The 14,165-nt window shown below is 46.8% G+C and carries 6 protein-coding genes; all 6 read right to left on the bottom strand.

The window, feature by feature from the left end; translation table 11 throughout:
- Positions 1 to 5 precede the first annotated feature (5 nt).
- Positions 6 to 3,083, bottom strand: coding sequence for a SusC/RagA family TonB-linked outer membrane protein (locus tag NIAKO_RS35815; protein WP_014223407.1), 3,078 nt, complete (start codon positions 3,081 to 3,083; stop codon positions 6 to 8).
- Positions 3,084 to 3,535: 452 nt separating this feature from the next.
- On the bottom strand, positions 3,536 to 5,533 hold the full coding sequence (locus tag NIAKO_RS35810) for an SUMF1/EgtB/PvdO family nonheme iron enzyme (protein WP_014223406.1): 1,998 nt from the start codon (positions 5,531 to 5,533) through the stop codon (positions 3,536 to 3,538).
- Between the two features lie 233 nt (positions 5,534 to 5,766).
- Positions 5,767 to 8,382 carry a glycoside hydrolase family 2 protein gene (locus NIAKO_RS35805; protein WP_014223405.1) on the bottom strand — a complete coding sequence of 872 codons (2,616 nt, stop codon included), beginning with the start codon at positions 8,380 to 8,382 and terminating at the stop codon, positions 5,767 to 5,769.
- Between the two features lie 148 nt (positions 8,383 to 8,530).
- Positions 8,531 to 10,687, bottom strand: a complete 2,157-nt coding sequence (locus tag NIAKO_RS35800; RefSeq protein ID WP_041347682.1) for a glycoside hydrolase family 3 N-terminal domain-containing protein — start codon at positions 10,685 to 10,687, stop codon at positions 8,531 to 8,533.
- Positions 10,688 to 10,813: 126 nt separating this feature from the next.
- Positions 10,814 to 12,673 (bottom strand): beta-galactosidase, encoded by a 1,860-nt coding sequence (locus NIAKO_RS35795; protein ID WP_014223403.1) that lies wholly within the window; start codon positions 12,671 to 12,673, stop codon positions 10,814 to 10,816.
- Positions 12,674 to 12,701: 28 nt separating this feature from the next.
- Positions 12,702 to 14,165: an alpha-L-fucosidase gene (locus tag NIAKO_RS35790; protein WP_014223402.1), complete on the bottom strand. Its 1,464-nt coding sequence runs from the start codon at positions 14,163 to 14,165 to the stop codon at positions 12,702 to 12,704.

Genomic DNA, 14,165 nt, shown 5'->3' with positions numbered 1-14,165 from the left:
ATGTTTTACTTTTTAAATTTCAAATTCAGGTTAACGCCATAAGTCCGGGTAGAAGGCAAACTGGTACCTTCAATTCCAATGTAATTAATGGTGGAACCAAAATTTGATTCCGGATCTATGTTATCACTGTTTTTCATGATGGTCCACAGGTTGCGTCCCACCAGTGAAATGGTAGCCGATCTGAAGATCACCGATTTGCTGACTATTTCTGCTGGTATGCTATACCCTATTGTTACCTGACGTAGTTTGATGAAGTCGCCATTCAGCACACTGCTTTTGGTTATCCGTTGCGCCACAGCGGTGTAATACCCCTGGGCATCGGCTTTGGTGGTATTGGGATTGCCATTGTCAAGCACACCTTTTGTAATGCCATCGCGTCCTTCGAGCGTCATCTTATTCAGACCACGGTAAATAGAATAATAGCTGGTGGCGCTGAGTATTTTATTCCCATAATTGTAATCGATAAGGAATGACAACGAAATACCCTTATAAACAAATTCATTATTAAATCCACCGTATTGCTTTGGCAATACACTACCCTGGGCCAGCAATGTGTCGCGACGGACAGGATATCCGGATGCATCTACTATCATCTCGCCTTTTGAATTGTATTTATAATCATACGCCAGGATCTGCGGACCCGACATGCCTTTCACATAAGCGGTTACCGCATTGCCCAATGTTGCCCGGTCCTGCCCAAGGTTTACGTTGTTGCCGGCTGCATCTGTTTTCAATACTTTGTTGGCAATGGAAGTAAAGTTGAAGGTAGCCGTCCAACTAAAGTCTTTGCTTTTAATTGGTACCGCGCTGATCTGCAATTCCAGGCCCTTGTTCTGGGTTTGGCCATTGGCTATGTAACCACTGGTATAACCGGTTGAAATGCTGTAGGTAGCCCCCATGATCTCGTTCTTTGTTTTCTTTGTAAAATAGGCTACATCGATATTCAGCCGGTTAGCCAAAAATCTTAATTCGGTCCCGATCTCAAACTCAGCAACGGTAAATGGTTTTAACAAACCGCTTGGCAATGAAGTATTGAACTGGCCAATAGGCACGCCATTGTAATTGTTCCCAAGCGAATAATACACCTGGGTTTGGTAGGCTTTTGATAATTCATTGCTGGTTACCGCATAAGAAGCCCTGAGTTTACCAAAGTCAAGACTCTTGATGTGGGTTAATTCAGAAAAGATCAAACTTGCAGACACCGAGGGAACGAAAATGTTGTTATTGTCTTTCGGCAGGGTAGAATAAGCATCATAACGCCCGGTGGTTCCAACTGTTAAAAAGTTTTTATACGCAAGATCGAGTGTATAATATGCCGAGTGAACTTCTGTTTTGTAGAAAGAATAATCGCGGTTAAAATTTTGTACGTTATTCCAGCTATATTGATATGGCAGGATGAACGGACCACCGCCGATCTTTATTTTTTCTTCCTGGTTCTTACGCAGGTTGGCGCCAATGGCCGCATCAAATGAAATGTCTTCTGTTATTTTATGCGTAGCGCCGATCAATCCATCCACATTCAATTCAAAACGTTCAGTTGATGCCAGGTCCTGTAAATTACCCGCCCTGTTGGTAGTGTAAGCTGTACCCCAGGGTTCTACCCTGAACAACCGGTCGTGGGTGATATCATAACCAACGCGTGCCTGGGCATACAACCATTTTGAGAACTGGTACTTTCCAAGTACTGAAGAGATCAACCGTTTACGGCCCAGGTCATTGTGATACTGGTTCACCACAAACCACGGATTGGTTACATATTCATCATCGCTGAACTGCGTTTCATAACCAGTAACCGGGTCATAGCCGGGTGCCAGGATGTTCTCATTAATATTAGTGGCCAGAAAAACGCCGTTGTTCGGGTTCATGGGACCATCACTCAACTGCGCCCTGTTCTGTGATTGTTCGTCGATATAATTGCCAACCAGTTTTACCGACAGTTTATCTGTAATGTTCTGATCAACGTTCAGGTTAATGGTTTTCCGGGTTAACCCACTTCCCCTTACAATGGAGGAATTGTTCAGGTTTGACATGGACAAACGGAACGCACCGTTCTCGCCGCCTCTTGAAACTGCCACAGTATTGGTTACAGATGGACCGGCCCGGTAAAAGTTTTTGATATTGTCTTTTTGTGCAGAATACGGATACATTTTACCATCGAACTGAATTACCTGCGAACCATCCAGTTTGGCGCCCCAGCTTAACCGGCCCGATGCCTGTGCGGACGCAGCTGTAGCGGGTTTAAGACCACCTACACCCTGACCGTAATCATATTGAAAATCGGTATAGTCGATGGCTTTGTCTACCATCACATTCAGGTTATAGTCTACTGAAAAATCATTGCGCTTGCCAGATTTGGTGGTGATAATAATTACACCATTACTGGCTCTTGAACCGTAGAGGGCAGAAGCTGCCTGGCCTTTCAGCACCGTCATGGTTTCAATATCATCGGGGTTAATGTTACCGATGCCATCGCCGTTATCGGCGCCGCCCCATTCGCTGGAAGCCCCCCTTTGCGTATTGTCCATCGGTACGCCATTAATTACAAACAACGGCGAGCCGGGGTTATTCATACTTGGCAACCCACGCAACAATAGTTTTACGGTTCCACCAGGACCGCTATTGGTTCCTGATACCTTTAAGCCAGCCACGCGGCCGCTTAAAGAATTAGCTACATTGGTTTCCCTTGCCTGGGTTAACTGGTCGCCTGCAACGGTTGATACAGAATACCCTACTTTCCTGGATTCCTTCGATATGCCCAATGCGGTCACTATCACCTCGCCCAATTGTTCTCCTGATTCTTCCAGGTTAATGTCAACTGTGCTTTGACTGGCGGCTACATCAATTGTTGTTTCCTTATAGCCAATAGAACTGGCTACGAGTTGAATGTTACCAGCCGGTACCTGTAAACTAAATACACCGTTTATATCGGTGACCGTCTGATTATTTTTTCCTTTTACTTTAATTGAAACGGAGGGAATAGCAGTACCAGCCTTGTCTTTGACAGCACCGGAAATTTGCCGGTTTTGCGCCAGAACCGCTGAATGCAGCAGAATGAATGCGATTAACAAGCGAACGTGTCTCATTAGCAGTGTGTTTTATGATGATTAAATAACTCCCAGGAGAAGGTTGGTTGCAAAATGACATAGCTATACACAGCCGTCATTTTCAGACTGCAAAATCATTTTGTTAACCCCTGACGGTGTTAAAACCCTTTTCAGTTAAGGAACGGTGAAGTGCTGAGCGTTTTGGTTATTCCTGATTGAATGAACACGAATGGCTATACTGATGGCTATAATTCCCCATCATGCATAGCAAAGGCTACACATGATGGCATATTATAAGTGTGCGCTGATTCATTTTTTGTAATTAAGAAATCACAATTCTTTTTTATCAGGCAACAATTTTAAATGATCTGTTGCATACTTTTAAAAAAATTACAAAAAGCTGATTACAATCAGTACCTCACCGACACTATATAGTGTTACCGTTAGTAAATTAACGGTTGGAAAGTTTGTGCCAATTCATGAAGCTGGTCTTATGGTTGCTGCAACCACGCCAATGTAAATCGATAATAGAGGTTACTGCTGATGAGGTGTATTACATTATCGGGGGTTTGTGTAGCGGCCAGGTATCCTTTTGGTTCCGAATGCGTGCTGTCCATTCTGAACATGCCGGTCCAGGCGCCGCCATTGAGCTGACGCAGGTGTCCATCGGTCAATAGCTTTATTACCGGCCAGGTTTTGCCTTCATCATAAGAAAGGGCGGCATACATGCCATACCCTTTATATACTTCGCCATTGGGCCTGGTAAAGTCCATGCCTTCCACGGTTGATTTACCGGGACAATGCGTAAAAGAGACCATTAACAAAGGGCCTTCATTCAGTCGGCGCAGTACCAGGCGCTGTCCGCTGCTAATGGGCGGAAAAATGGAAGGGCTGTATTGCCAGCTGGCGCCGCCATCGCCGGAGATGCTCATGGTCATTCTTTCGCCTGTCACACTATCTACCTTAATATTATCATTACGTCCCAGGGCCAGCCAACGGCCGTCTTTCAGTTGTACGGCACTGCCATGGATACCCGCAATCAGGCCACCTATGGCGCTGTCTTTAAACTTAGGTGTATTAGGTAACGTATAAGGCGTTGTCCAATGAGTGCCTTTGTCTTTACTGATGTACATGGCTGTGCCTCCACGTGAGCTGGGGTCGGCATCACAAAACTGTACCAGCCAGCCCTCGCGGGTAACCTGTGAACCTGCAATTACCTGATGGCGTTTTACATGTTCGGGTTCTATCAACACCGGTTTCGACCAGCTGGCGCCGTTATTGGTACTGGTGCGCATAACCATGGCCAGGTTTTGCCAGTCGCCGGCGGCCTCTACGCCATTAATATGGTATAATGTTCCTTTTTGATCGTATACAAGTGAAGTGCCGGTAGTATTTCTGTCGGGCACCATGAAAAACAGGGAGGCGGTATCCCATGTTTTTTTACCGGCCCGTAAGCGGCTGGCCAGGATCGTCATTTCACGGCCATTTTCATTATTGGCGCTGAACCAGGCGGCCAGCAGATCGCCGTTGGGGCACCAGGTGATGGCCGGACAATGATTATGTTTATAGAATGGAATACCCGTGCTGCTATCGGGTTTTATTACATAAGTAACAGGCGCCTCGAAAACCGGCTGGGTTTCTTTTTGCCATACATATTTTTGCTGGCTTACCTGCAGGCAATTGGCAGGTGTTGGCTCAGCCGGTAGCGCTTTTGTACGGGGCAGGGCGCCCTGTACTATTCTGAAGCCCGTGAGCCAGTGTTTGTCTTCCGGTAACATACCCTGCCGGTTAGCCGAGCGCAGGTAACGCACAGGGGTATTGTGGCTGCCGCCGCGGGTAACGCGGCTCATACCGGTTTGCCGGCCCACCGGGTCTGTTTGGGGGCTGGCGACATAAGCGCCATACCAGTCACTGCACCATTCTTCCACATTACCATGCATATCGTACAATCCCCATTCGTTGGGGGCGGTTTGCGCCACCTGCAGGGAAACGGGTACCGGGGTGCGATTGGTATGTTGTAATTTCTGGTATTCGGCTGGCAGCTCATTACCGGTAAAATAATCGGTGGTAGTGCCGGCGCGGCATGCGTATTCCCATTCTGCTTCTGTAGGCAGGCGATAAGGCTTGCCTTCCTTTTTTGATAACCAGGCGCAAAAAGCGACCGCTTCGTCATAACTCACAAAAACTACCGCTTCATCGTCTTTTAAGGAGAAGCCTTGTTTACCACGCAGTTTGTTATGTTCCGGATCAAATGCTTCGTATTGCTTGTTGGTGATTTCGGTGGCCGACATTTTGAAACCTTTGGAAATGGTGACATCATGTACGGGGCTCTCGTCGGCATCCTCTTTCCCGCGTTCCGATCCCATGCTGAATGTACCAGCCTTTATATCCACCAGTTGGATGCCAATGGAATTTTTTTGCTGGGCATTACTTTTCAAACAGGTATGGAACAGGAACAAACAGAACAAAACAAGCCACCTACAGAACATATTATATATGGGGGTTTATTGCAGATTGGTTTGTAAAATAGTAAATATCTGCAATTTATTAGACGGGGAATACCTTATACCGGTTGCAGGCAGGGCAGGCAATTGGCAATAGCAATCCTCCCAGGAAATGTCGCCGGTTACCAGTTTCCGGTTTCCGGGTTTCCATTCGTAACCCGCTATTAGACATAGCCTGCCTTCCTGGTGACTGGTAACCGGTAACCGGCAACCTGAAACTATAAAACCGGTACCGCAAGTTGAGTAACATTCCATCCCTCTATAGAGATTAGAAGTGGATTAGAATTGTCAGATTCTACGGTGATCGTCTTTTCGGCCCCGGGTAATACAGAGAAATAGTTATCGCTATAGAACACCGGCATCACCCGGCTTTTTGTTTTGGCATCGAGCAGGGTTACCCGGTTAAAGAAGGCAACCGGATTGTTCACTGCATTGGTGAGCGTTACGGTTATTTTTCCTTTGCCCGTTTGGGTAGCTTTTATTTTCAATGTTGCCGGCGCCATTGACTGCAAACCGGAATAATTACCGTTGGCATCGGGCAGCCAGTAACAGTTATCGCTTATTACCTGCTTTTTTTCATCGAGTAATTGCAGGGAAAGGAACACACCTTTGTCTTTTGCCAGCTTGCCTGCCAGTTCTTTTACCGATAAGATTCGTTTTATCGATGTTGGCTCTATATAGGCGAATACCTGGGTAACAAAACTGTCTTTACCATTCAGATCGTAAAAATGCACGGTCAGCATCAGGTTCCTTTGCTCTTCAAAACTGTTGTTCACTATAGTAACCATGCCATCAGTGGGATTGCACATCACATGCACCGGTTCGCTGCCATTACGCAACCCAAACAAACAGGCATTGGGATCAAGGTAATAATCATACATCTGTCCGCGTAAGGCTGTCCAGGGATTTTGGGTTTTCCAGATGATGAACCCGGTATACCAGTCCCACATATGGTTACTAAAGCCTTCAGCCAGGGCGCGGTACTGATCGTAATTTACCAGTTGCGCTTTTTTGGAAAAATCGGCTACGTCTTTTGCCGCGCCATAGGGATCGATGTACTGGTTGTAACCAATGTATTTATGATAGTCCCAAACAGGATCAACTTTGTTGGAAGGATATTGCGGCACCTGCATGTTCTCCGCCGGCATAAAACGCTTCAGGGATTCATAATCACCTACTCCTACTGATCCTACTTCTGAATTGAATGGGAAAGTACGATGTTCCCAGAAAGTAACAGGATCTTGAATGCCATATGGTCCGTCGCCATTACCACCCAGCGTATTTAACGACATCTCATCACTGTTGGAATAATCTACAAACCAGCGGGTGCCATCCAATGCTGGCAAAATGGAATCCTTCATAGGTCGCAGAATATCTTCGGGCGGGGTGATCTCGTTGCCGCCACACCAGATGGCGAGGGAAGGATGGTTACGCACCAGTTTTACCTGGTCGGCCACCGAATTCAGGAACAGCGTATGATCGTCGGGGTATTTTCTGCGTGTCCATTGATCTTCCGATTTCGCAGGGTCTACCCAACGGCCGTTGCAATCGCCCGACATCCAGAAATCCTGCATCACGAGCATGCCATACTTATCGCAGGCATTGAAGAATTCCGGCCGCTCGATGAGCGCCCCACCCCACACACGGATGAGGTTGAGGTTCATATCGCGGTGATAACGCACTTCGGCATCGTAGCGCAGATCGGTGAAACGCAGCATAGCATCGGAAATGATCCAGTTGCCACCTTTGATAAAGATCTTTTGTCCGTTTACCGCTATTTGTTTGCTGCGGGTGGCTGTATTCCAGGTTGCCTGAATTTCACGTACCCCGGTTGTTACCGTTTCTTCATCGGTAACCGTTTGCCCTGCTTCCAGGAATTGAAACTTAAAAGTATATAAATTCTGCGGACCGTAGCCATTGGGCCACCAGAGCTTTGGGTTGCTGAGCTGGTACATTGGCAGCGTTACTTCTTTCACTGTACCCGGTTCTATACTCACTGGTTGTTTTATTACCTGGCCATCTATCTGGTATTGCAGCACGCCTTCTTTCTTAGTTGCGGTAGGGTTCTCCAGTTCTGCACTGGCCATGATCTGGGCCGGCGCTTGTGGTCCTTCCACTTTACGCACACCCGGCACCATAGTAACCACATGCGGGTTTTTGATATTTACGCCACCGGTTCTTTCAATGTATACTTTGTCCCAGATGCCGGTATTGCGATCCCGCATGGGTTGAATCCAGTCCCACCCGGCTACATACTGGTGTGATACGTTGCGGGCAATGGTGCCATCGCCCCCCTGCCCGCCATTGGGATTACCAACCGGGTCGATGGGATATACAATTACCGCCAGGCGGTTAGTACCATTGCTGTTCAGCAGTTTGGTGATGTTGTATGATTGCCGCAGGAACATGCCGTAGTGACGGGCACTGTTCAATTGTTTGCCATTCAAAAAAACATCACAGCTGTAATTTACACCTCTGAATTGCAACCATACCTGGTCGTTACCCGGTGCTTTTTCGGTAAAATCTTTTACAAACCAATAGGTATACTGGTCACGACCGGTTTTATAAATGTCGGGGATCTTTTCATTGTTCATGCCATAAAAAGGATCGGGCACTTTTTTATTATCCAGCAATGTGGTGAGCACTGTGCCGGGCACGGTGGCCGGCATCCAGCCTTTTATGGAATAAGATGGCGCAGAGATCTTGTCACCAGTTGCCTTTACCGACCCAATGGGTGAACATACCCAACCGGTGTTTAGTTCGTAGCGGGTTTGGCTTGTAGCTGTTTGATTAACTACAATCCCCAATAATATTAACAAGCTTAGTTTTCTCATGTTGCAATTTCTTTAGTCGTGAAACGTCAAACGTGAAAGGATTCGCGAGCTTTCAGTCCTGTTCTCAAACTTCAACATTCAATATTCGACATTCAATATTTGTTTTCCCTTCTCATTTCTCTGTTCTTAATTCTTCATTCTTCATTCTTCATTTCTTTCCACCTGCCTTAATTGTAGCAACAATCTTCTTATCAGTTGAATTGCCACCGGCAAATATGTTATACGAGCCGGGGTATAATTTCCAGCTGCTGGTGGCCAGGTCCCATTTCTGCAGATCAGAAGCAGGAATAGTTAATTGTACAGTTTCCTCGCCACCCGCTTTTACATGCACGCGTTTGAATGCTTTCAGTTCTTTCAACGGCATGCGCTCTACAGCCGGGTATTCAACATATACCTGCACCACCTCATCGCCATCCATGCTGCCGGTGTTCTTTACTTTTATAGAAAAAGAAACGCTGTCTTTGGCCGTGCGGATGTTCGCAGGCATCTGCTGCCACTCATAGGCAAAAGAGGTATAACTTAATCCATACCCGAAAGGATATTGCACCTTCCCATTGAAGTAACGGTACGTTCTGCCTTTCATGGCATAATTGTCATAAGCAGGCACATCGGCAAATGACTGGTAAAAAGTTACGGGCAGGCGACCGGCTGGTGATACCTTTCCAAACAGGATATCAGCCAGTGCATTACCACCCTGTTCACCGGGATACCAGGCCAGCAGGATGGCATCGGCATAAGGTTCTATGGCAGAAATGTCCACCGCACTACCAGCAGTAATTACCGCGATGATGGGTTTCTTATTGGCTTTACGCAACGCTTTCATAAAAGCGATATGCGCCGCCGGTAAACTCATGTCGGGTTTGTCGCCGCCTTTGGCAGCCAGAAAGGCATCGCCTTCCTCGCCTTCATACACGGGCGTTAGTCCTATTACAGCTACTGTAATATCGGCATTGCCCGCAGCCCAGATGCCGCCGAAATGCGTGGTATCATTGTAATCGCTGCCCTGGTCATATTCTACCCGGGTACCGGCATCTACTGCGTTGGTAATGCCTTCTACAAAACTTACCGCGCGATTGCTCACTCCATGATAGTTACCCAACAAAGCATCCATGGAAGCGGAATTGGTACCCACCACCATAATGGCAGGATATTTCTTTTTATCCAGCGGTAATAACTGGTTGCTATTCTTCAACAACACCATGCTTTGCTGTGCCATGGCCCGGGCAAGAGTTGCATGCGCTGTATTGGCTACACTATCGGCGCCGTATTTATAAAACGGATTGGCTGTTGGATCATCATAAAAACCAAGTTTTATTTGGGTGCGCAGCAGATGCGCCAGTGAGCTGTCGATATCTTTTTCGTTTAACAGTTTTTGTTCTACCGCTTTCTCTACATCTTTTTGTAACACGTTTGAACAATCGAGGTTTACGCCGGCCTTGATGGCGGCGGCTGCCACTTCAACGCCTGAAGGCATCACCTTGTGCCGCATAAAAATATCATCCAGCGCCCCGCAGTCAGTTACAACGTGACCTTTAAATTTCCATTCATTACGCAGGATGCTGTTCAATAAAAAATTACCACTGCAGCAGGGCTGGTCATTCACGCGGTTATAGGCGCACATCACCGATTCCACGCCCGCATCAACCAGCGCATGAAAGGCATAGAGATATGTTTCCCGCAGGTCTTTCTCATCAACAATGGCATTGAAAGTATGGCGGCCATTCTCTGGTCCGCTGTGCACGGCAAAGTGTTTGGCACAGGCCGATGCTTTTAAATAGCGGGGATCGTTGCCCTGCAAACCTTTTACAAAGGCGGTTCCCATGTGTGCCGTAAGAAATGGATCTTCGCCATAGGTTTCCTGTCCGCGCCCCCAGCGTGGATCGCGAAAGATATTGATATTGGGCGACCAGAAGGTTAAACCCATGTATTGCAAGTGACGCCCCTGCGCCAGTGATAAATTGTATTTGGCACGGGCTTCTGTGGAGATAACAGTAGCGGCTTCTTTTAATAAGTCATCGTTGAAGGTAGCAGCCATACCAATGGCTTGTGGAAACACGGTTGCCACACCTGCTCTTGCCACGCCATGCAGGGCTTCGTTCCACCAGTTGTAAGCAGGAATACCCAACCGTTCTACTTCTTTGCTGCGATAGCCCAGCAATGAGATCTTTTCGGGCAGGGTCAACTGATGCAACAGGTCGTTCACCCGGGCTTCCATGGGTTGCTGAGGGTTTCTAAATACGCTGGTTTGTGCCTGAGTATTTATTACTATAAAGCAGCTTAACAAAAACTGAAGAAGTTTATTCATAATGAAAGATGTTAGTTGGTTTCAAGTCGCTGGTTTCAGGTTCCAGGTTTAGCGTTCTTTGTTCTAAGTTCTTTGTTCCGCGTTGCGGTGTATTTGCTTACAGCTTGAGGCTTGCAGCCTGCCTCTTTACTCACTCTTCAACTCCTTTAACAACGGCTTCATCACAGTAGGAATCTCCGGCTTTATCCCCACATTCAATTGCTCGAATACCACTATGTTATTCGTTCCGGTCTTTAGCCAGCAACCAGGTAAGTATAAAGTTTGTTGCGGACCAACCTGCCAGTAGCGGCCAAGGTTGTGGCCGTTTACAAAAATGATGCCTTTGCCCCAACTGTGCATGTCTAAAAATACATCACCGGGTTTGGTTACGGTGAAGGTCCCGCTGTACAACGCTGCTTTTCCTTCTTTTTGTTTGCCTGTATTTACAACAGGCTGTTGGGTAAATGGCAGCTTGTACATATTCCAGTTACCGGTAATAGCCTTCTCATTAATCAACACCGGTGATATGATGCCCTTGTTATTATGTACGATCTCACTGCCATAATTAATACGGCCCATATTCTCTACCAGGATATCCAGCGTACTGTTAGCCGCAATTTCTACAGTAGCCGTGTAATGTTTATTCACTCGGTTCAGCACCGCCACGTTCTTCCCATCCACATACACCACGGCATAATCGCGCAACCCGTTTATCTGTAATATACCCTGAACCGCCTGACCGAACTTTTTGCTGTACAGCACATACCCATGTCCCTGGTTCAATGCTTCAAAGGTTAAAGGAGTGTCTGCTACAACCGGCTTTATGGTTTTCTTCCAGTCAAACAAATCCATCGACTTGCTTAATTGAATCGGTGGCAGCGTTATTACGGGTATTTGAGCAGGAATTTCCGGAACAGGATATTTTACATATTGTTTCATCAGCTCCCGTACCGCCAGGTATTTGGGTGTAGCCCAGCCCGGTTCGCTAATGGGTGCATCATAATCATACGTAGTAAGGTCGGGTTGAATGTCGTGGTCCTTGTCGTAATTGGCGCCGGATGTAAAGGCAAAGTTGGTGCCGCCATGCACCATGTATACGTTGAAGTTGACATCGCCCTTCAGGTATATTTCCAACTGATCCGTAACCTGTTTGGCAGGAATGTTCGGGAAAGGTTCCGTCCAATGATGTAACCAGCCGGGATAGTATTCCGCTACCATATACGGCCCCTGGTTGTTATGGTATTTGTTCACCTGTTTTTTCAGGTTCTCTACATCGCCTTCGCCATTGGCTGCAGGTAACACCCCTGGTAAGGAACCACCATCAAACAACCAGCTGCCATCTGAGGTAAAGAACGGACCGGTTAACCCGGATTTGATCAGTAATTGATGGATGGCTTCGTTATACCGCTGGTGCTCAGCCAAAGGAATATCTTTTCGTTGAGCTACATAAGACCCAAATTCATTTTCCACCTGCACCATAATAATGGGACCACCCTTACTTACCAGTTGGTCTTTTACCTGTTCGGCCAGTTTGTTGATGTAGGTTTTGCAGGAATCTAAAAAAGGTTGATTGTATGCTCTAATAACCAGACTGGTATCTTTTAACAACCACCAGGGATATCCGCCAAATTCCCATTCAGCACAAGCATAAGGACCGGGCCGCAGAATTACAAACATACCTTCTTCCCTGGCAATGCGCAGGAACTCCCTGATGTTGTGGCTGCCAGTGGTAAAATCCCACACACCCGGCGATGGGTTATGATAATTCCAGAACACATAGGTGGCCACGGTGTTCAGCCCCATTGCTTTTATCATTTGTAACCGGTGCCGCCAGTAAGGCGCCGGAATGCGGGCATAATGCATTTCGCCCGAATGGATCTGAACTGGTTTGCTATCGTAAACAAATTGTCCATCTTTTATTTCAAACGTATGATTGCCTTGCGCTATAACAGTACCGGTGAACAAAATACCCAGTAAACCACTTACCCATCTTTTATTAATGCCCATACGATGTTACTACTGATTGTAATTGTTATTAATAAATTGCCACATTGGAAATTACCGGACAGGCTTTTGAAGCCGTAATATTTATCCGCACTTTACCGGCCTTTACCGGGTTTAGTTTTAAAATGCGTTTATACCCAATGGTGGTGCCGGCCGCTACCTGTTGCCAGCCGCCATTATCTTCCACTTCTACTGTAAATGATTTTACGCGTTGTCCCAACCTGATATACTCCTGCAGCATTACATATTTGATGGTTTGCAGCCTACCGGTATTTATTTCCAGCGAAGCAGTAGTTACGCCATCATCTGTAGCCCAATATGAATCAAGATTGTTATCTATTGCATTAGATGCAGCATAGGCACCTTCTTTACCGCGGTAGTTGGTAGCGGTTATTGTTGCACCCAGCGCTTTATTTTTACCAAATTCGCGGTTCAGCAGGTTTCGGAAACCATAGAGCGCTTTTACATCTCTTTCATTAAAAATACCGCGTTGATCGGGTGGCACATTCAACAGCAAGACCGAGCCGCGCCCCACTGAAGTGAGGTATATATTAAAGAGTTGCTCGGGTGTTTTTACCAGGGAGTCTTCTTTTTTATGATAGAACCAACCTGGCCGGATGGATACATCCACTTCGGCCGGGATCCAGGCGGTACCATCTTCCGAACCTTCGTTCAACAGCTTTTCAACCCCAGGCTTTCCTGCATATAAGGTATCGGGTGTTATGGTATTCCAGTTGGTTTCTCCGGCTTCGCCTCTTTCATTGCCTACCCAACGTGCACCGGGACCGGCATCGCTAAAGAAAATAACATTGGGTTGTATTTGCCGCACCATCGCTAATGTAGTTGGCCAGTCATAATACGTTCTGCCGTCGATCTTTCTTTTTTCATTGGCGCCGCCATAATAACCATCGCCGCCATTGGCGCCATCGAACCACATTTCGGTAACCGGTCCGTAATTGGTGAACAATTCCTTTAACTGGTTGCGATAATAAGTAACATAGTCAGGCGTACCATAATCGGCCCGGTTCCTGTCCCAGGGCGACATATAAACTCCAAACTTCAACCCATATTTCTTACAGGCATCGGAGGCTTCTTTTACAATGTCGCCTTTGCCGTTTTTATACGGACTGTTCTTTATAGAATGTTCGGTGTATTTGGTTGGCCATAAACAAAATCCATCGTGGTGTTTACAGGTAAGGATCATTTCTTTGAAACCCGTTTCTTTCAACACGCGCGCCCATTGCATGGCATCGGTACCAGCCGGGTTAAATAATTTTTCACTTTCGTCGCCTTTGCCCCATTCGCGATCGGTAAATGTATTGATGGTGAAATGCACAAAGGCATTGGTTTCCATCTGTTGCCAGGCCAGTTGGTTGGCAGTAGGTACGGGTCCTGCCGGTGCAGGTGGATCTACTTTTTTCAGCTGCGGCGCTAAAAAGCCAAGAGAAACCGTTGCTCCAATGGCGATTGTGATAAAACCTTTCCTGAAAGTCAT

The organism is Niastella koreensis GR20-10 (assembly GCF_000246855.1).
In the GTDB taxonomy this organism is placed as follows: Bacteria; Bacteroidota; Bacteroidia; order Chitinophagales; family Chitinophagaceae; genus Niastella; species Niastella koreensis.
Note: the sequence above shows the minus strand (reverse complement) of the source record. Positions and strands in the feature narration are given on the sequence as shown.